The organism is Bifidobacterium sp. MSTE12, from assembly GCF_000513015.1.
GTDB lineage: Bacteria > Actinomycetota > Actinomycetes > Actinomycetales > Bifidobacteriaceae > Bifidobacterium > Bifidobacterium dentium.
The window spans coordinates 171,894-192,300 of the sequence record NZ_AZYA01000007.1; the positions used below are offsets into that span (position 1 = coordinate 171,894).

At 56.9% G+C, this 20,407-nt stretch carries 15 protein-coding genes; 12 read left to right on the forward strand and 3 right to left on the reverse strand.

Translation table 11 applies throughout. From position 1 onward, the window contains the following. The first annotated feature begins 209 nt into the window (after nt 1-209). The 10 genes from HMPREF1494_RS01590 to HMPREF1494_RS01635 all read left to right on the forward strand — a co-directional run bounded on the left by HMPREF1494_RS01590 (nt 210) and on the right by HMPREF1494_RS01635 (nt 13,797). Complete coding sequence (locus HMPREF1494_RS01590) at nt 210-2,348, forward strand: alpha-galactosidase (protein ID WP_034518768.1); 2,139 nt, start codon at nt 210-212, stop codon at nt 2,346-2,348. A 68-nt stretch (nt 2,349-2,416) separates the two neighbouring features. After that, nucleotides 2,417-3,775 (forward strand): ABC transporter substrate-binding protein, encoded by a 1,359-nt coding sequence (locus HMPREF1494_RS01595; protein ID WP_003837278.1) that lies wholly within the window; start codon nt 2,417-2,419, stop codon nt 3,773-3,775. Between the two features lie 80 nt (nt 3,776-3,855). Next, complete coding sequence (locus HMPREF1494_RS01600) at nt 3,856-4,797, forward strand: carbohydrate ABC transporter permease (protein ID WP_003837276.1); 942 nt, start codon at nt 3,856-3,858, stop codon at nt 4,795-4,797. Further along, nucleotides 4,761-5,675 carry a carbohydrate ABC transporter permease gene (locus tag HMPREF1494_RS01605; RefSeq protein WP_229059126.1) on the forward strand — a complete coding sequence of 305 codons (915 nt, stop codon included), beginning with the start codon at nt 4,761-4,763 and terminating at the stop codon, nt 5,673-5,675. Before HMPREF1494_RS01600 ends, HMPREF1494_RS01605 begins: the two co-directional genes overlap by 37 nt. A 135-nt stretch (nt 5,676-5,810) precedes the next feature. After that, nucleotides 5,811-6,848, forward strand: coding sequence for a LacI family DNA-binding transcriptional regulator (locus HMPREF1494_RS01610; RefSeq protein WP_034518771.1), 1,038 nt, complete (start codon nt 5,811-5,813; stop codon nt 6,846-6,848). 420 nt (nt 6,849-7,268) lie between these two features. Beyond that, nucleotides 7,269-8,315 (forward strand): YdcF family protein, encoded by a 1,047-nt coding sequence (locus HMPREF1494_RS01615; protein WP_003837272.1) that lies wholly within the window; start codon nt 7,269-7,271, stop codon nt 8,313-8,315. Nucleotides 8,316-8,732: 417 nt separating this feature from the next. Then, on the forward strand, nt 8,733-9,803 hold the full coding sequence (locus HMPREF1494_RS01620; RefSeq protein WP_034518774.1) for a phosphotransferase enzyme family protein: 1,071 nt from the start codon (nt 8,733-8,735) through the stop codon (nt 9,801-9,803). A 117-nt stretch (nt 9,804-9,920) separates the two neighbouring features. After that, a complete protein-coding gene (locus HMPREF1494_RS01625) occupies nt 9,921-11,414 on the forward strand; it encodes an amino acid permease (protein WP_034518778.1) in 1,494 nt (497 codons plus the stop codon). A 208-nt stretch (nt 11,415-11,622) separates the two neighbouring features. After that, on the forward strand, nt 11,623-12,987 hold the full coding sequence (locus HMPREF1494_RS01630; RefSeq protein ID WP_012901893.1) for an aspartate aminotransferase family protein: 1,365 nt from the start codon (nt 11,623-11,625) through the stop codon (nt 12,985-12,987). Between the two features lie 33 nt (nt 12,988-13,020). Beyond that, the gene (locus HMPREF1494_RS01635; protein WP_012901894.1) at nt 13,021-13,797 is read left to right on the forward strand and encodes a GntR family transcriptional regulator; all 777 of its coding nucleotides are present in this window, start codon (nt 13,021-13,023) and stop codon (nt 13,795-13,797) included. A 273-nt stretch (nt 13,798-14,070) separates the two neighbouring features. On the opposite strand, the gene HMPREF1494_RS01640 is transcribed toward HMPREF1494_RS01635, so the two are convergent. Continuing rightward, nucleotides 14,071-14,763: a LuxR C-terminal-related transcriptional regulator gene (locus tag HMPREF1494_RS01640; RefSeq protein WP_034518781.1), complete on the reverse strand. Its 693-nt coding sequence runs from the start codon at nt 14,761-14,763 to the stop codon at nt 14,071-14,073. Next, a complete protein-coding gene (locus tag HMPREF1494_RS01645; protein WP_034518783.1) occupies nt 14,760-16,244 on the reverse strand; it encodes an ATP-binding protein in 1,485 nt (494 codons plus the stop codon). The genes HMPREF1494_RS01640 and HMPREF1494_RS01645 overlap by 4 nt, the downstream gene beginning before the upstream one ends. A 113-nt stretch (nt 16,245-16,357) precedes the next feature. Here HMPREF1494_RS01645 and HMPREF1494_RS01650 point away from each other — a divergent pair, with 113 nt between their 5' ends. Both HMPREF1494_RS01650 and HMPREF1494_RS01655 read left to right on the forward strand, forming a co-directional pair. Next, the gene (locus HMPREF1494_RS01650) at nt 16,358-18,232 is read left to right on the forward strand and encodes a PspC domain-containing protein (protein ID WP_034518785.1); all 1,875 of its coding nucleotides are present in this window, start codon (nt 16,358-16,360) and stop codon (nt 18,230-18,232) included. Further along, entirely contained in the window at nt 18,229-18,738 is a 510-nt protein-coding gene (locus tag HMPREF1494_RS01655) for a hypothetical protein (RefSeq protein ID WP_003837264.1), read from the forward strand. The genes HMPREF1494_RS01650 and HMPREF1494_RS01655 overlap by 4 nt, the downstream gene beginning before the upstream one ends. Nucleotides 18,739-18,746: 8 nt before the next feature. Here the strand turns inward: HMPREF1494_RS01655 and HMPREF1494_RS01660 are convergent, their stop codons facing one another. Further along, on the reverse strand, nt 18,747-20,402 hold the full coding sequence (locus tag HMPREF1494_RS01660; protein WP_034519199.1) for an alpha/beta hydrolase family protein: 1,656 nt from the start codon (nt 20,400-20,402) through the stop codon (nt 18,747-18,749). Nucleotides 20,403-20,407 lie beyond the last annotated feature (5 nt).

A 20,407-nucleotide genomic window follows, 5' to 3' on the forward strand; every position in this document is an offset into this window, starting at 1 on the left:
GGAACTGCGTAAATCCAACGTTTGCGAAAGCGGGAAATATGTTGCTCTGATTTGATGTGAAAACGTTATCGAAGTACACTTAAGTCATCGAATAAAAAAGCTCGCATTTATTGCAAAGTTGTAGTGCGGGTGGGAATGTTGAATCAACTGTCTTGCTTGATAACGTTATCGGGTGAATATACAGAATGACCTTGCGAAGGAGCGGTCCCATGGAAAGGCAATATATGTGGGGAAACGATAGCGTGTCTCTTGCCTTCGAAGTGAATGCGGACGAGCATGTATCGCTTTCCCGCATCGTCTTTGGGATGGTGGAGAAGGTTTTTGCACAAAGGCTGCCGCTTGCGGAAATCATCCTCTCCGGTACGGGACATTGGATCGCATGTGATCGGCTGATACATACGACCATCGGCAGGGATTTGGTCCTTTTGTCGTTTGATGAGAGGACTAAGGGGGAGTCGCGATGTCTTGACGTCAAAATGAGGGATGAGCAACATGCTCTCGATGTGGTCGTGACATATGTGATTTCTCCGGGAACGTCCGTGGTCTGCACATATGCGACGGTTATCAACAGGGGGGCGGGGCATGTGTTTCTTGAGTCGGTGACCAGTGCCGTTCTTCCTATGGGGTCGATGTCTAATGATGAGACCTGGAAGAAGGAATGGATCCTGCTTGAAGGTCATTATGATTGGCTTGGCGAGGGGCGTTGGTCCTATACGAAATGCTCGGATCTGTTCCCAGTGCTTCGTCAGGAGCTTACGAATCATAATCCGCGCAGTGAGCATGCTGTCGTTTCCACGGGAACATGGTCTACGGGCGGATCGGTGCCGATGGCATTCTTGGAGAGCCGGGAGACGGGCAATGTGTGGGCTTTCCAGGTTGAGCATAATGGCGCATGGCGTTGGGAAATCGGCGACAACACAGTGGATGGATACTTCGCGTTGTCCGGCCCTACGAGCGTCAATCATTCATGGATGAAGGATTTGGGGGAAGGCGAGTCTTTCGCGACTGTGCCGGCGTCGTTCGTCATGGGTGGGGACATGCAGACCACCGTTGAGGAAATGACGAAATACCGGCGAATCGGAAGGTTGGTCGATGAGTCGTCCGCTGTTTCCCAAGTGATATTCAACGACTATATGAATACGATAAATGGCGACCCGACCACGGAAAAGCTGTTGCCGCTGATTTCAAGCGCGGCGCAGGTTGGTTGCGAGGTCTTCGTCATAGATTGCGGCTGGTATGACGATTCCGGCGATTGGTGGCCGAGCGTCGGAGAGTGGAAGCCGTCAAAAACCAGATTCCCGGGGCCTAGGGGAATCGGGGAAGTGATTGATGCGATTAAAGAGGCGGGAATGGTTCCCGGTCTCTGGCTGGAGCCCGAAGTCATTGGAATCAAATCACCTGTTGCGCAAGAGCTTCCTGACTCTGCGTTCTTCCAACGCAACGGGCAGCGTGTGGTTGAGCAGGAGCGGTATATCCTTGATCTGCGCGATGAGTCTGCCCGCCGATATTTGGATGGCGTTGTGGATCGACTGATCGGTGACTACGGCGTTCAGTACTTCAAAATGGATTACAACGTCTCTCCAGGGGCTGGAACCGACTACCACGCTGATTCGGTGGGGGATGGATTGCTTGGCCATAATCGAGCCTTCCTTGATTGGGTTGATGGTCTGCATCGTAGATATCCGAAATTGATTCTTGAAAATTGTTCTTCAGGTGGAATGCGTGAGGACTTTGCCCAGACGTCCAGATTCCAGGTGCAATCCACATCTGATCAGCAGGACTACCGCTTGTACCCGGTTATTGCGGCGACGGCTCCGTTGATGGTACTGCCGGAGCAGGCTGCCAGTTGGGCGTATCCGCAGGCCGAGATGGATGCGGAGCAGACGGCGTTCAATATCAATACCACGTTCTTGGGGCGTTTCTTCCTTTCCGGATACATCAATCAAATGGAAGAGTGGCAGAAGAACATTATCCAGCAAGGTATTCAGGCCTATCGAGAGCATGTGCAGCCGATGATTGGGGAGTCGGTGCCCCTCTGGCCGCTTGGGTTGCCATCGTGGGATTCTGCGGTGGTGGCGTTGGGTGTGAAGGCCTCTCAGCGGACGATAGTCACCGTGTGGGTGAGGAACGCTCCGGAAACGGTGAAGGAGGTTGCGCTCTTCTTGCCACACTTACACGGCGAGGGCGTTCAATGCCGAACGATTTTCCCGGTTGGTCCCGCTTTTGATGAATGGGATGCCAAATGGTCAGAAGCTGATTCGAGTCTTATCGTGTCCATTCCGCATGGAATGTATGCGTCAAGATCTTTCGAACTCGTTGAGAAAGGCGGTGAAACCCTTCTTTCGTAGTGAGTTCGTATGAGTGCGTTGCACGAACACAATGGATTGTAATAAAAGAGAAAAGAAAGGTGATATCAATGAAGATGTTCACAAAGGCCCACGTTGCGACGGCGGTCGCTATGGGAGCGGCCCTGTCGATGGTTCTTTCGGGATGTTCGAACCCTACGGCCGGAGATGGCAATGGTGATGTGGATACCTCCGCGAAGGATTACTGGCCGTCTGCCACACAAAAGCTTGACGGTGTGGAATTGACCATGTGGGTTGCACAGAATTCCAACAAGATTCCGGTCAAGGTCGTCAATGATTTCGAGAAGGCAACTGGGGCCAAAGTTAAGCTGGAAACGATTCCTGACCCATATGAGCAGAACATCCAGACCAAGATCACAACGGGTGACACTCCCGATCTTGCTTTCTGGCAACCCACTCAGTCCATGCTTGCTGGATTCATCGCCCAAGACAAACTACAGAAGCTGGATAACGCACCTTGGGTGGACGATTATACGGACGGCATAGCCGATGCCGGCGGCGTAGTCGATGGCACTCGTTATGCGGCACTGGTATCCACTCCGCCAGTGATGGGTGTTTTCTACAATAAGAAAGTCTTTGAGAAAGCCGGCATCACGGAGATTCCAAAAGGTTGGGATGAGTACGTGGCAGTAGCCAAAAAGATCAAGGACGCCAATATCGACGGAGTCGAATCTCCGCTGTTCGAGATGGGTGGATCTCAGTGGGGAACCCAGTACTCCGTTCAGATTCAGCTTGCCGAGGCTGCTCAGGACGGCTTGTGGGATCGTGTTAATTCCGGTAAGGAGAAGTTTACGGACAAGACGATTCAGACTGCCATCGACAACTACAAGCATCTCTTTGATGAGGGGTTGTATAACAAGAATGCCGGTTCGGCGAAGGACACCGATGAGGCTCAGGCCCTTTGGGAAGGCAAGGCAGGCATGATTGTCTGCGTGAACTCCTTGTTCAACCAGATTGCCGCGTTGGCGGACAATGACAAGGCGGCACTTGATGAGAACATAGGTTTCTTCCCGTTGTCTGCCAAGGGCAACATCGGAACGGTCATTCCGGAACAGAATAACTCGGTGGTCGCATTCAAGACGAGTGATTCCAAGAAGGAAGCCGCCGCACGACAGTTCATCAATTATTGGATGACTGAGGATTATGAAACGTTCGTCAAGGATCAGGGCATTGTCTCCGTTATTAAAAACGTGGACACGCCTGACAATGTGCCGCAGGCATTGCTTGACTCGGCAGATTCCATCAAGGATTCCGTCGGTTCCATGCAATCCTTGGCCGTGGCGAATCCGGATCTCTATATCAACTTGGCCGATATGATCAATGGCACCAAGTCCGCAACCGATGTAGCGAAAGCGACTCAGGATCAATTTGCTCAACTTGCAAAGGCGCAAGGGATCAAGGGGTTCTGAAAGAAATCCAAGTAATTACGGTGGGGCACCGCAAATCTGGTGCCCCACACCCATCAGCCACAATCGATAGGGGAAGAACAATGTCAGCACAAGCAGTGGCACGTGCGGTGCCCAGACCAGAGAAGAAGAAAAGAAACAAGAGTCAAAAGGTGCTTATGCGGCAGAACTATCCAGTTCGTTATCTCATTCCGGCTTATGTGATGCTACTCATCTTCTTCTTTGTTCCGACTATTCTCAACCTTATTTACGCCTTCACGAATTGGTCTGCTTATTCCAAGACGATATCGTTCGTAGGTCTTTCCAATTTCGTAGATCTCTTCAGGTCGGGAAATCTGCTGCGTGACCTCCGTATTACACTAATCTATGCTTTGCTGGTCGCGATCTTCCAAAACACATTCGGATTAATGCTTGCGGTTTTCCTTGAGGAGGACACTAGAATCAATCGCTTCGCTAGGACTATGTTCTTCATTCCCGTCATCATGTCCGCTTTGGCGGTTGGCTATATTTGGCAGGCGGTACTCAAGTCCGATGGGGCTTTGAACCAGATTCTATCCTTCCTGCTTGGTGCGAATATCGATGTGGCGTGGCTGGGATCTACGATATGGACGATTATCGTCGTAGCCGCAATCCATGGATGGAAGTGGATGGGACTGTCAATGCTCATCTTTCTGGCTGGGCTCAAAACCATCGATTCTGACGTAATAGAGGCGGCGGCCATTGATGGAGCGACCCGTAGGCAGACCTTCTGGCGTATCAAATTTCCGCTTCTTGCACCGGCTTTCACTTTTAATGTGGCGACGTCTTTACTTGGCTCCATGAACGGTTTCGACATCGTTCAGGCAACAACGCAGGGCGGTCCTGGAAGCACTACCGAAATCATCAATATCTTCATCTGGAGAACATTCGGTCAAGGACTGTATTCGCAGTCCACGACGATGAGTCTTGTTCTGTTCATTATGGTTATGATCATCGCAGTGCCGCTCATTTGGTATCTGCGCAGAAGGGAAGCGAAAATCCTATGACATCCGCAACGTATGGCGCAGCGCCCAAGACCAATGATTCCGTCACGGTCAATAGACCTTCCAAAGGGCATGCCATCTTCCACGCCATCATGGTTTTCGTGGTGATGATAGTACTTCTCGGCATTCCTTTCTGGCTGTTGGTGGTTACAGCAGGGAAAACTCAAGCGGAAGCTGTGGTCCCTAATATGAGTCTGCCAAGTCAGTGGCATCTTCTGGAGAACTTCAAAACGGTATTGGTGGACGGTAAAATGATTGCCGCGTTCTTCGGATCCATCGTTGTTACCGTTCCGTCGGTGTTCCTCGCACTGCTGTTCGGTTCGATGGCCTCGTGGATTCTCGCGAGACGGACGACCAAGCTGCTTGCCGTTGTGTATGCGTTGGGCATCTCCGGTCTGATTCTTCCTCCGGCCGTGGTCACTGTGATGATGCTGCTGAAGATCATCGGCCTGTCCGGCACCGCAGTGGGTATGGTCGGCGTATATGTGGGCATCTACATGTCGACGGTAATTTTCTTCGTCACTGGTTTCATCCGTACCATTCCGGTGTCGCTCGAGGAAGCGGCGCGTGTGGATGGTGCTAAGCCGATACGAATCTTTTTTACCATCATTCTGCCGTTGCTCGGTCCTACTCTCGCTACCGCGACGATTTTGGTAACCCTGTACATCTGGAATGATGTGTTTTATTCGCTGTTTATCCTGTCGGGCAAGATGGATCTCCTTCCTTTGAATCTGTATAACGTGGCTAGCGCCGGCTTGTATCTCAACAATTGGCATTTGATTTTCGCTTACATCATTTTGATGAGCCTCCCGCTCCTGATTATTTTCGCGCTGGCTCAGAAGAAGATCATTAGCGGCATTACAGGCGGAGCCGTGAAGTAGATTTGTGGGTGAGATATCGATACCCACCTACAAATCCGTCCAGTAGTATTTTCGGTGCTTTTCATCATTGAATTTGGAACTATATGATGAATAGGTACGGATTTTCTAGTGGGACGCGATGGCGAAAGGGGAAGTATGGCCCGGGGTGCAAGGCAGACGAAAGCAGCCTCAATCAAAGATGTTGCTGCCTTGGCGCAAGTATCGGTTCCTACGGTATCGCGCTACCTCAATGATCGGGAGCGCGTTAGCGACGAGAAATGTGAGAAAATCGCCAAAGCGATAGAAATGCTAGGGTATAGGCCGAATCCAATCGCTCGAGCCTTGGTGAAGGAGCGGACAAAATCGATTGCGGTTCTGTCTACGAATACGACGCTGTACGGCCAATCACACTGCATTGAAGGCATTGAAGAAAGTGCAAGAGCTGCCGGGTATTCGTTGGCCATCGAGATTTTGTCGGACACCAGCCGTAGCAAGCTTAGGGCAAGTGTGCAATCAAGCTTGGATCAAAATCCTGCGGGTGTGATCCTTCTCAACTTCGATCAGGTGGGCAACGATGCGTTCGCATATCTGCCATCCGACCTCCCCACGGTACTGATTGCCGGTGGGCGGGAGAAAGAGACGGCCCAGATTTCATTGTGTGAGAGGGAAAGCGGGTATGAGCTGACTAAGTATCTTCTTTCACTGGGCCACAGAACCGTATATCACGTGGCGATTCCCGGTGATGGCGGTGATTACACGCGTCTTAGCGGATGGCGCCGAGCGTGCGAGGAGGCCGGCGTGCCGACCACTGTTCCCATTGAAGCTGAATGGAATCCCGGGAGCGGTCGTGAGATCGGGCGAAAACTCGGTGCCGATCCGGAGGTAACCGCGATTTTTGCGGGCAATGATGAGTTGGCTATGGGCATTATCCGTGGTCTGAATGATGCCGGGCGCAAAGTGCCTGAAGATGTCAGCGTTGCTGGATTCGATGACCATCCGATTGGGAGTATCTGGAATCCGGAACTTACTACGATAAGGCAGGATTTCCGTTTGGTGGGCATGAAATCCTTTGAGCTTCTTGAAGCCAAGATCAATGACCTTGTGGAGGGGAACGGACATACGGAGAACTGGAATCGTTATGTGGAGATTCCAGGTGAGCTTATTGTTCGTGAATCCACGAGGAGTGTGCGTTAACGACAACGGTGACTGAGCATCTTGAGTGAGTTGAACTTTTCAGGGTGGCAAATGAGTGCCCCCTGTTTGTGCGTATTTGATGTTGTGAATCCTGGTTCGATTGGTGGGCGTCTTCTTGGTTTGCGGATGAAATTGTCGTCACATTGGAACCCCAACCGGAACGTACCGTAAATGAGACTGTGCTGCTGCGCCGCTGATGGAAGCGGTTATGGGGTAATGCGAACAACTCCTATACCGTCGGCGTGGCCAGCGTGGCGCTGTCGGTCACGCCGACGGGATTCATTACCCCTCCTTCTTTCGGTCTTCCGCCAAAGCTTGGGTATATCGGGTCCTGTTGTGGAATCGACGAGATTCCGGCGTTCGTCACAATCGCTGTATACAATGAATTCCGCAACTTTGCCTCCCCCTCGGAAGGATGACATGACAATGCTGAGTCTTGGCTACTGCATCTTGGGCGTCATGCTCTGCATTGCCACCTTTTTTCTGGCCAAAAAACACCCCAACCGCATTTCGAACGGATTTATTCTGGAGCTGGCCGTCATTCTTCTTCTCGAAAGCCTCCTTGGTCTGATGGCAGCTCACATGGGGGCATCTCCTTGGCTGATGGGCGTAGCTTACGTCCTCGCATACATTCGTCCGGTTCTCTTCGTAATTCTGGGATTCGCCCTGTTGGTCAACGGCATCATCGGGGTGCGGCGCGAAGGTTTCTCCCTTACCAGTGCGCTTCCCTTCGCTTGGGGTATCATGTTGCTCTTTTCCGGTTACTGGTTCCTTTGGGGGCCGGGGCAGGGCATGTCGGGCTCGGAGTTTTACGTCCGCGTTATGACCTTCGTGAGCATGATGGTGAACTACATTCCTATCGCGCTCTTTGGTGTCTGGTTCTCGAACGACATCTGCTATAAGTCCGGCAAGGCTCCTGAAACCGAATACATCATTGTGCTGGGTTGTAGCATTCTCGACGACGGCACGGTCACGCCGCTGCTGCGGGGGCGCCTGGATGCGGCGATCGCGGCTTGGGAGCAAGGCGGACGTCGCGCAACAATCATCACGTCCGGCGGTCAGGGCCATGACGAGGTGATTTCCGAAAGCCGTGCCATGGCCAACTACCTGCTTTCGCAGGGCGTACCGGAAAGCAGCATTCTCTTGGAAGACAAGTCCTCAACGACCGAAGAGAATCTGAAGTTCTCGCATGCCATCATGGATGCCCGCGGTGGAGCCGCACATTGCACCATTGCCACGAGCTCCTACCACTGCCTGCGCGCCGCGATGTTCGCACGACGTCTTGGCATCAACGCAAGCTGCGTAGGCGGACACACGGCGGCCTTTTTCTATCCGGCGGCGTTCTTCCGCGAATATATCGCCCTGATTATGCGTAACCGTCCTGCCGTCATCATCTTCTTCGGGCTCGTTGTCGTTCGCTTTGCGCTCATGCTGATGGATATCGTTCCGGAAGGCGTCTTCTTCTAACCGGAGGTGGACGCATACGGGAGGACCCGTATGGGTTGGTGAGCCTGCCAAGGCAAGTGTGTTTGGCCTGCAACGTCGTGGGGAAGAGCATTGGCCTGTCCATATGGAACATCAACGACGAATCCGACAAGACGATGCCAATGCATAAGTTTCATCATCCGGCGTAGGGGACGGAGCCTTCACCGGCAAGGCAAATAGTCAATCCACACCGTTAGTGACTCTCATCCATGTCGAGTCCCGTGGTAACGAGCCATTAATTTTCAGAGGGCTTTTCTTTACTGGCACGTAACAGTGCGGTGGTGAGTGTGACGGTCGATTCCGGCACAATCTTGGGTAATAACAACGTGAATCAAAGGTTTTTCGATAAGAGACCTTATCGTTGGTTGTTTTTCCGAAGCGTCATGAATCGAGGTCACTATGGCACAGCAGATTACCAGCCTGCTCGACGACCCGACACAGACCGTCAGCCTCGACACGTTCAGTGGGCTGACCAAAGGGTGTCCGGCACCATTCTGGTTGTTTCAGGGAGTATGCGGCGCATGGGGCATCGACCATTCCCGCGCCCAGCTCAATCTCATCACCGTCTCCGAAAACGCAACGTTCCTGCTGTTGCTTGACGGCGAGCCGCAAGGCGTGGTGCGCGTCTCACAGCCCGGCTACGTGGGCGGACCGGAGGCCGTCGCCTCGGAAATCAGTTGGCTCAACGCGTTGCATGACATCGATGGCATCAGCCTGATCAATCCGGTACCCACCGTACGCGGCACGTTCGTGACGAAAATCAACGACCTCAACGGAATCGGCTGGACGGTCATCTCGACCAAATACGTGGGAGGCACCGTGCTGGAGGATCTCGACAATCCCGCACCTTACTACGAGACCATCGGCCAGTGGGCGGCGAAGTTCCACGAACAATCCCGTAACTGGAATAAGCCATACGGCTTCACCCGTTTCAACTGGGACCTGTCGAACATGGTCGGTCCGGCCCCGCGTTGGGGACGCTGGGAAAGTGCGAATCTCACCGATGACGAGAGGGCATTGTGCGACACCGCCCTATGGAAGGCCATGGACGTGGTGATGAAAGTGCCGCGGACCAACGACACCTGGGGACTGATCCACGCCGACCTACGTCCCTCGAACGTAATCCGCGGCGACGATGGCAGACTGACGGTCATCGATTTCGACGACGCCGGCTACAGCTGGTACCTCTACGACTATGCATCCTCCTTGAGCTTCATCGAACATGAATCCTACGCGCCCGACCTCGCCAAGGCATGGGTGAAAGGCTATCAGGCGGTCGCCGGAACATTCACCGACGACGAACTGCACATCATGTCGGCACTGTCGATGATCCGCCGCCTGCAAATGCTCGGCTGGACCACCAACCATCGTGAGGACGCACTGCCTGACGGCCTGGCGGCTCAACAAGCCCCCGGCAGCGTGATGTGCGCCAAGCGGTACCTTGACGATCCGCTATGGCTGTTGCACTGAACGGCAACGCGTTCCAGGAATTTGATAACTGAATATCCAACCGAATCCAACAACCACAACTGAACGAGGAAATCAATGGCATAACTCGCCGAACAGTAAGAGAGGAAGGCGATTGCAATGACGGCATCAACCGTTTCGGGAAGCTCCATAGGCAGCGTGACCTATGTGGAAACCGACAAGGACTATTTCAAAAAACGTCAACTCAAGCGGACCGCGGGAGCATTCGGCCTATGGGCCATCGGCATCGCGGCAGTCGTTTCCGGCGACTTCTCCGGATGGAACGGCGGCATAGCGCAGGCCGGCTGGGGTGGCATGCTCGTGGCCGCCCTCGTGGTATACCTCATGTACGTACTCATGCTCAATTCCATCAGTGAAATGGCCTCCGCCATGCCACACACCGGCGGCGCATACTCATTCGCCCGAGCGGCCATGGGGCCATGGGGCGGCTTCTTCACCGGGCTTGCGGAAACCGTGGAATACGTGATGACCGCCGCCACCATCGTCTACTTCTCTTCGGCATACGCCGACGCGATCCTGTCCGACCTGACCGGCTACTCGCTTGACGACCACGGTTTGCGCTGGATCTGGTGGCTCGGCCTGTATGTCATCTTCGTGGTAGTCAACTGGCTCGGCGCCGAAACCTCATTCCGCTTCGCCGAAGTCGTGTCGATTGCGGCGCTCGCCATCGTAGCGCTGTTCGGCATCGGCGCGTTCGTAACGGGCAAGGCCGACTTCTCCACACTGCTCAACATCACGCCGACGGACGGCAACTCCGCATTCCTGCCGTTCGGACCGGGCGCCATCTTCTACGCCATGCCGTTCGCCATGTGGCTGTTCCTCGGCATCGAACAGCTCCCGTTGGCCGCCGAAGAGGTGCGCGAACCGGAAAGGAACATTCCGAAGTCCTCCCGCCTGTGCATCTTCACCCTAGGTCTGTCCGCACTGATCATCGTGTTCCTCAACCCGGCCGTGGTCGGATCCGAGGCGCTCGCCGGTTCCGATGAGCCGCTACTTGACGGGTATCGTGCGATTTTGCCCGGCAATCTTGCCGCGGTGCTCTCCGCCTTCGCGCTCATCGGCCTGCTCGCTTCCATCCAGGGCATCATGTTCGCTTACGGACGCAACCTGTATTCGCTGTCCCGCGCAGGCTACTATCCGGCGTTCCTGTCGCTGACCGGCAAGAAGAAAACGCCGTATTGGGGCCTGATCGTCGGCGCCATCATCGGCTTTGCCGCGCTGTTCATCATCGCCTACGGCGGTTCCGGCGCAGGTTCGGTGGTACTTAACATCGCCGTATGGGGTGCCGTGCTGGCTTACCTGCTGCAGATGGTCTCCTACGTGTTGCTCAAGAGGAACATGCCCGACATCAAGAGGCCGTTCACCAGCCGCTTCGGCGTACCGGGCGCGGTGATCGCGGGACTGCTGGCCTTCTGCATCTTCGTGGCGGTGCTGCTCAACCCTGACTACCGCCTAGCCGTCTACACCATGGTGGCCATCTACATTCTCGCCACCATCTTCTTCGCGGTCTACGGCCGCAAGCATCTGGTGCTCTCCCCGGAAGAGGAGTTCGCGGCATCCGGAGGCAAAGCCGAATACAAGACCGAGGACTGAACGGCAACACCTCATCGGATAACGGCATGCATCGCGTGGAATTCATCAATGCGGGCATGCCGTTTTCCATGGAGTCGAATCTCGGCAAAAGGTCAACCAAATACGCAAAAAATGGCGGAAATGGTTTGTTTCCGTACTGTATCAGTCCCTCAACAAAGCTGCGTTACCGTTTGGGTAATGCCAAGGAGAGCCAACGAAAGAAGGAATCATGGCCACTCGATCAACCATCATGGACACCAACAGCTTCCGTCCGGAGATGGCGGACGCACTCGATCCGGCAACGCGCAAGCTCACCGAGGAACGCGACGTACTCGGACCGGCTTACCGCCTGTTCTATCGCAATCCGGTGCATCTGGTGAAAGGCGTCGGGTCTCATCTGTGGGATGCCGACGGCGAGGAATACCTCGACGTGTACAACAATGTGGCATCCGTGGGCCACTGCCATCCGCGCGTGGTCGAGGCGCTGTCCAAGCAAGCCTCAATGCTCAACACCCACACCCGCTACCTGCACGAGAACATCCTGCATTATGCGGAAGATATCCTTTCCACCATGCCCGACGAGCTTGACCGCATCATGTTCCAGTGCACCGGCTCCGAAGCCAACGATCTGGCCATCCGAGTGGCCCAGACCTACACCGGCGGCGAAGGCGTGATCGTGACGCACGAGGCCTACCATGGCAACTCCGCCCTGACTTCCAAGCTGTCACCGGCACTCGGTACCGCACAGACCCTGGGCCTCACAATGCGCATGATTCCCACCCCCGACACCTACCGTCTCGAAATCGACGGGAAAGCGGCCTCCGAATGCACCGCCGAGGAATTCGGCAACTGGATGGCGGGTGAGGTACGCAAGGCCGTGGCCGATATGGAACGTCATGGCATCAAGTTCGCGGCACTGCTCGCGGACTCCATCTTCTCGTCCGACGGTGTGTATCCGGATCCGGTCGGTTACCTGAAGCCGGTCATCGATACCGTGCACGAGCTTGGCGGCGTGTGGATTGCCGACGAGGTGCAGCCCGGCTTCACCCGTACCGGCGACGCCTTCTGGGGCTTCGGGCGCCAGGGCATCGTGCCGGATCTGGTCACCTCCGGCAAGCCGATGGCCAACGGTCTGCCGACCTCGCTGATGGCGGCCCGGCACGAAGTGCTCGAACCGTTCGCCGGGTCCATCCCGTATTTCAACACCTTCGGTGGCAATCCGGTATGCATGGCCGCGGCCCAGGCCGTGCTTGACGTGATGCGTGACGAAGACACCATGGGCAATGCCAAGAAGGTGGGCAAGGTATTCAAGGATGCCGTCGCCTCGCTCATGCCGTCTCATCCGTGCATCGGCGACGTGCGCGGCGCCGGTCTGTACATCGGTTGCGAAATCGTCAAGCCGGGTACCAAGGAGCCAGATCAGAAAGCGGCGCTCGATATTCTTGAAACCCTACGTGACAATCACATCCTCACATCGGTGTGCGGCCGATATGGCAATATTCTCAAGCTGCGTCCGCCACTGGTGTTCAGCGAATCCGACGTGGACTGGTTCATGGATGGATTCACCAAGACACTCGAAACATTGAAACTGTAAAACGAAAGGAAATGCAGCAGGGAGGGCACGGATATGGAAGATCGCATCGACGCAGGCCAAGGAAGGCTGGCGACGAGTGAGCTGGTCTACCGTATCCGTGCCCTTATCCGTGACCGGGAACTGCAGCCGGGGGAGAGACTCGGTTCGGAACGGGCGCTCGCACAATCACTCGGCATCAGCCGTTCCGACCTGCGTATGGCTCTGGCGGTACTGGAAGCCTCCCATGAGGTCATCCGCAAGATCGGCCGTGCAGGTGGCATCGTCGTGTCCGACGGTCGGCTGGAACGTAACATCAATACCGTTGAATCGTTGCCGACCATTGCAAGACGGCAAGGCATGCGGGTCTCGTCGAAGGTGTTACAGGCCGTGATCGCCCCGGCTTCGCCTTCCGACATACGGTTGCTGAAACTGCCCGGCGAGCATCCGATGGTCTACGACATCACCCGTCTGCGCTATATCGAAGACCAGCCGCTGTCTTTGGAACGTTCGCACCTGCCCGCATATCTGTTTCCGATGTTCCTGACGCGCGATCTGACCACGCCGTTCTACACGATGTTCGAGCGTGACTACGACGTTCGCCCGTATAGCGTGGACGAGACGCTGGAATCGGTGGTCGGCGACGCTCAGGAGAACGAGTTGCTCGAAATCGAGCCGGAGACGCCGCTGATGCGCATCCATAGAATCGCGTTCACCGCCGAAGGAACGCCGTTCGAGCGGGCCATCGACGTATACGTCGCGGATCGTATGCGCTTTACCATGCATCATTCCGGTTACGTGCGGCTTTCCGCCACGCATGGGTCGGCAAAATGACTGAAATGGGTTGATTGCCCGGCTGGGTTCGATGCAATCCAACTGATTCCGGTTAAAATCAGCTGATTCCAACGGAAATGATCGATTCACAACGAATACTGCCGTATCTGCACCGGTAAGTGGTCCATTCCCGTAAAAACTGTCTTATCTATGATGTTTAGTGATGGATTTCGACCGGTTTCTGTGGGAATCAGGTGGTTTTTGCGGGAATGGACCACTCACCGGCGGGAATCAGGCGGGAATCAGGCAGGGCGTCGAAACGGGACGATCGGATCAGACGATGCGACGATCGGCGGCCCAACGGGTGAGCTCGGTACGATTCGACAGCTGCAGCTTGCGCAGCACGGAGCTGACATGCGTCTCCACGGTTTTGATGGAGATGAACAGCTCGGCCGCCACTTCCTTGTAGGTGTAGCCGCGTGCGATCAGGCGCATGACCTCCTGTTCGCGATTTGACAGACGGTCCAGCTCATCGTCGTGAATCGGGCCGTTCGCACCACCGGCCGCCATGCCGCCGGAAGGCGCACTCTGAAAGGCGGAAAGCACGAATCCCGCCAGCTTAGGCGAAAACACGGCATACCCTTCGTGCACCTGTTTGATGGATGAGATCAAGTCGTCGCCGGAAATCGTCTTGGTCACGTAACCTTGCGCTCCTGCGCGGATTACGGAACCGACGTCCTGCGGCGAATCCGATACCGACAGCGCCAGAAACACGGTATTGGGGGAGTAGGCCCGTGACCGGGTGAGAATTTCCGCGCCGCCACCGCCTTCGCCGCCCGGCACGTGCACGTCAAGCAGTACCACATCCGGCTTGGTCTGTGCGATCATCGCCACTGACCCCTCGACATCCGGCGCCTGCCCGACGATGTTGAAGTGCGGTTGTAATGTGGCGATCACGCCCGCGCGGAACATCTCATGATCGTCGACCACGGCGATGCGGATCGGATGCTCCTGCTGCTCGTTCATTGCTGCTCCTTGATTTGGCTTGCGTCGGGTTCACCGGCTTTGGATTGCCTGGCGACGATCGGCATATGCATGCGTACCTCCGTGCCCCATTTCGGTCGCGACACAATCTCCACTGTACCGCCACGCCGTTTGATACGTCCGATGATCGACTCGCGGATGCCCAGACGATTCGCGGGAATCGTAGCGATGTCAAAGCCTTCGCCGTGGTCACGTACGAACACTTCGACCATGTCATCACCCGCTTCGCAATACACGGAAATCGGTTCTCCGCCGTGGGTCACGGCGTTGATGAGCGCCTGCTGCGTGGCGTCGAGCAGCGCGTCGGTCTGCGCGCTCGGCTGTGCGTCGCCTACCGTCACCACCTCGATCGGCTTGCCATGCGTATCCTCCACTTGCGCCGCGATCTCCTTCAAGCCGGCGTTGACGGAACGATCTGACGTAGTGCGTTCCTGATACAGCCATTCACGCAGCTCACGCTCCTGCGAACGGGCCAACGAGAAGACGGTCTGCTGGTCGTCGGCATGCAGTTGGATCAACGCCAACGTCTGCAATACGCCATCATGCAGATGAGCCGTCATGTCGGCGCGTTCCTCCTCACGTTCCTTCAACGCGCGTTCGGTGCCGAGGTTGCGAATCAGCGCGACGATCCATGGTACGATCGCCAGCATCCCGCCGACCAGCAGTGCCAGACCCGCGATGATGAATGTCCATGTCGGATGGCTTGAACCGGGCAGGTAGCGCACCTGGCCGAAGATATAGACCACATAGCCGATGAAAATCAGTGCGATGCCGCCAAGCATCGTCCACAATTGACCTTCTTCCGCGTTGTAGCGCAGCCAGGATACGCCGATGCCGATGGCTCCGAACAGTAGCGGAAGAATGAGCATACGGTCGATGCCGCTGAGCAGCATTGCGCAACTGACGGCGAGCAGCATCAGGCCGGTCAATGCGATCAACGCGGGTTTCGGTGCGTTTTTCAGCAGATGTTCCAGGCTTTCCCCGGAGGATCGCGTGTGCTCGACATCGTCGACATCGTCGGTTTGCATGCCGTCGAATTGCGATTCGTCCGTCACCGTGCGCGTCGTATGCCGCGCGATGCCTGCGTATGGCGCGTTGCCATGGGAGAGGGGTGACCGGCTGATTGGCTGCTGTTCGGCCAGCCAGTATGCCTGCTGCACGGGGTCGCCCAATGGAACGGTCAGCCATAGGAAGACGTAGGCGATGACGCCTGAACCGAACGCAAACGTCGAGGCGATGGCGATCAGACGAATCAGCCCGACCGACACGCCGAGATGCATGCTGATGCCTTTGCAGACGCCCGCGAACCAGCGTCCATACTGCGGGCGCATCAATGGCATGCGGGCGGGTCTGATCGGCGCGGACTCGTGCGGATCGCGATTGGCTAGGCAGTAGCGGGCATACACCGAACTGGCGTAGTCATACTCATATTGCGTATATCGCGGTGCTCCATAGGACTTCATGGTTCCATTGTGCCGTGTGGGGGACGCCGAATCGGGGCTTTCATCTCGTGTTCAGGGCAGATTCAGGGTGTTCCCCGATAAGTATGGCAGTCGCGGGTTGGTGTAATGGAACCATGAGCAATGTACACCATGATCCGCGAAGCAACCAGTGGAACGCGCCGCAGCGGCCTGCAGGCCAGCCGCAACCCTCCTCGTCCAACCGGTTCTTCGCATGGATTCGAAAAAGTCAGCTGAAGCGAGGGCGCGACCGTTGGGTCGGCGGTGTCTGCGATGGGCTTGCCCGTCGTCTTGGTTGGAATGTGGCGTTGGTGCGTGCGCTGGTGATTCTCACCTCGCTGTTCTTCGGATGCGGCGCCGCCTTCTACGGCATGGCCTGGTTCCTGCTGCCGGACGAGACCGACGACCGTATCCTGTGCGAGGAACTGATCGCAGGCCACTGGGATTGGAGCTGTATCGGCGTGTTCGTGTGCATGGCGATCGCCATCTGCCTGCCCGGGGCGGGCTGGGTGGCCTTTGCGGTGGCGGCACTCATATTGTGGCTGATAGTAAATCGGCAGACCTATGCGCCGGCTTGGCAGCAGCAGGCGCAGTATGGTCCGGTACCGCACAATCCTTACGTTCTCGGCGCGCAGGGTGCCGCCGGGCCGATGCCACCGCAGGCCCCACCGTTCGTGGCGACAATGGACGGACCGAAGCCGGTTTCGCCGTGGTATCAACGTGGCATGCCGCAACAGCAGGGAGTCCCGCCGTACGATTCCGTCTATCGGCAGGGGCCTGCGGGCGGTACGGGTGACGTCCCGCCGCAAGCCCATGTGTCGCAGCAGCCGATGAACGGTCCGGCCGCGTTCGCCACGGCCAACGTGCCGCCGACTTTCACCGCGCCAGCCGCCCCGATCGAACCGCAGCCGCGATACGGGCGCAGGAAGCCGGCCGGGCCCTTCCTGGTGCTTATGACCTTCGGTCTCGCACTGCTCGCGGTCGCCGGACTGTACTGGTATGACACGTTCGACGGTTCCAAGACCAGTCAGAACATCATTGCGGACAAGCTGCAGGTGACGACGCTGGTTGCCGGTGGATTCTGCCTGCTGATGGGCGTGATCATCATCATCCTTGGAAGCATGGGCCGGCGTGCCGGCGGCCTGCATCCGCTGACGTGGCTCGCCGCGACCATGGCCGTCATCATGGTGATATGTACCGGAACCTATTCCATCTGCTGGTACAGGTTCAAGCAGAACGACACCTACCAGACCGTCGCGCTTGCAGGTACCAAGGTGATGGGCTCGTCCGCCGCGCAGATGAAGCGATACGGCAACGGCATCGCCGTCGTCGGCAACGACTATGACAGCGACATACTGCACATCGACCTGAGCCAGTATGGCAAGAACAATGGCTCGCACAAGGTCAGGCTCAACGACGGCACCATGGGCGACAGCACCTGCCCGACGGGAACGATCAATATGACCGTATCGAGCGCCCAAGTGGTGGTGACCATTCCCGATGGATGCTGGTGGACCCTCGGCGGGTACGAGGACGAGGATTACGACGAGTACTCCGTTCTGGATCACATCGGAGGACCGTCCGAAATCAACATGATGGATGCCGGCGGCGCCATCGACGGTACGCTCTCGTTCGGTTCGGACTATCGGTCCGACGCCATGGCGGGGCAGCGGGCCTTTGATACGACGGACCGCGACACAGGTTGCCGGTTCATGCATCCGGACGATTCCACGGATTCGGACGATTCGGATGATTCCGCCGATGCCACGAGCGGTCAACGGTTCGACTCCCCATTCAAGGACGCCGATACCGACAAAGCCCTGAACAAGGTCTACGCCCAGCATTGGTACTGGCCATGCCTGGCCGAGGAAAGCAAAGCCCCGAAACCGGATCTGACAATCAACCCGCATGTGACCATCGGCGGCAGCGTCACCGTACAGTACGCTTCGCAGAACACGCTGCCGACCTTCAATGGAAAAGAGACGAAATGACCGACGATGATACCCGTGTAATGCCGGTGAACGACACGGCACCGGAAGATGAGCCGACTACGGTATTGCCGACCGACGCGCAGACGACCACGATGCCGACCATGGAAGACACGCCGGATTCGGCGGCGACCGTGCCGACGTTCGAACAGCCGATGGAACCTGCCGGCCATCCCATGGGACAGACCGCAATGCCGGTGAGCATCACCAAATCGAACGGCGATCTGGTGATTCGCCCCTCAGGTCCGTCAGGCGCGACCATCGCCCTGGGCGTGTGCATCGCGCTGATCGGTGTGGTGACGGTGATATGGGGCTTGCAATCCCCGATGAATCTATGGGGAGTCGATCCGCAACTGTTCGTCGTCGGCACCATCGGCGGGCTGGGCCTGATACTGATCGCCGTCGCGTTCGCATGGGCGATCGTCAAACTGGTGCAGGAAGCCAAGGCCGAACGCAAGGCCTCCGAGTCCGCCGATGGCGCGGCCGACCCTCACGACAGTCGAGCATGATGCGGCAGTCAGCCGAATAATCCCCAGAATGCCAGCAGCGCCAACGACAGCGCGGCCGACAGCATCACACACGTGGCCACCGCGACATGGCCGAATCCGACACCTGCTTTTCCATGATCGTTTCGGATTCCCGCCATATTGCGGTGGCCATCATGCGTATCCTCATGCGTATCCGCGAGATGCGCGTGCAACGTCCAAGCCGATTCCTGACGGCGGCGCGCACGAACCGCGAACACGCATTCGACCAGCAGCCACGCGAAGGCAATCAGACTTACGATGGCGCCGATCACTATGTACTGCCAGTATCTGGCAAGCAACGTCGAATCATTGGTGAGCGTGATGGCATCCCGCACCACGGCAAACAGGTAGGCGAGGAATATGCCGGTCATGCCAGCGGCGAGTATGGTGTTGACGGCCAACGCCATGCGCAGCGGACCGGCGAAACGACGGGAATCCTGCGGGCTGCGGGACATGCCGACGATCAGCAGTATCAGCGCACCGACAATCGCAGCCAACGCGAGCAACAGGCATGATGCGATGCCGCCGACGAGCACGTCCAATGTCTTGATCAGTGCGGGCTTGGTGCTGAGCGGTGCGGCAATCCGCTGATTGGGCTGCGCGCCGGCGATCATCGGCGTGGCCCAGCCGTCGGCCGTCGTGCCGGCTGCGACGGCGTTGATCCAATCCTCCAGATCATGCGTGTAATGCTCCTCCAACGGCAGCCCCGGCACGGTTGCGTTCGAACCGGTGCGCATCTGATGATTCGCATCGAAATAACGCAGCGTCACGTTATCGTTGCCGGTTTCGTTCGCAGCCTGCATGAGCAATCTCGCACCTTGCTCGATTGGCATGGCACTGTCTCGCACGCCATAGTTGATGAGCAGTGGCATGGTCAGCGACGTGCGGTATTGAGCGGCATCGAAATCCGCGTATTCCAGGCCGATGGATTTGAGGCTCAGACTGGTGAGTCTTGGAATGATCCCCTTGACGGCATCCGGTGCGCCCGCGGTGGTCAGATAGCTGGTGGCGGCGAGCGTCATCTGCTGCCGGCCCGATACCACCGGGGAAGAGGTGAGAATCGCGAATGCGATGTCCTGATGTTCCTGGGTGAGCACGGTGGCGATCCATGTGCCTTCCGACTCCGCATACAGTCCGGTTTTCGCCGGATCGACGCCAGGCCATTGCCTGAGCGTCTCCAATGATCGCGCATAGTCGTGCGCACTGGACACATAGTCGCGATGCAACGCCGAATAGTTGTCAAGACGTTTGTCGGGCACCAGGGTGGTGATGCCGGCGGAAGCCATGGCGTTGGCGATATCGCCATATGCCTCGGCGGATTTGCCGGTGCCGGAACCATGCATGAGCAGGCATGCCGGATGGCCGTCGGGAGCGCCGATCGGCTCGCGGACGATGGCGTTTACCGTCACGTTGGCCGCAAGCGGCACCGTGATGTGCGTTTCCTTGGTCTGATAGGTGCCTTCCTGCGGGGTGTGCAGATCAGTCGCGCGTATCGCGGTATCGGCGGATTCGACCGCGATGTGGTCGGTGAACGGCCCGACCCGCCATTGCGGGGTCATATCCCTACCCAGAGCGCCCAACAGTACGAACAGTACGACGGATGCCATCGCGGTGGCCGCCACGGTAACGCCGATCCTTTTCAACAAAGCAT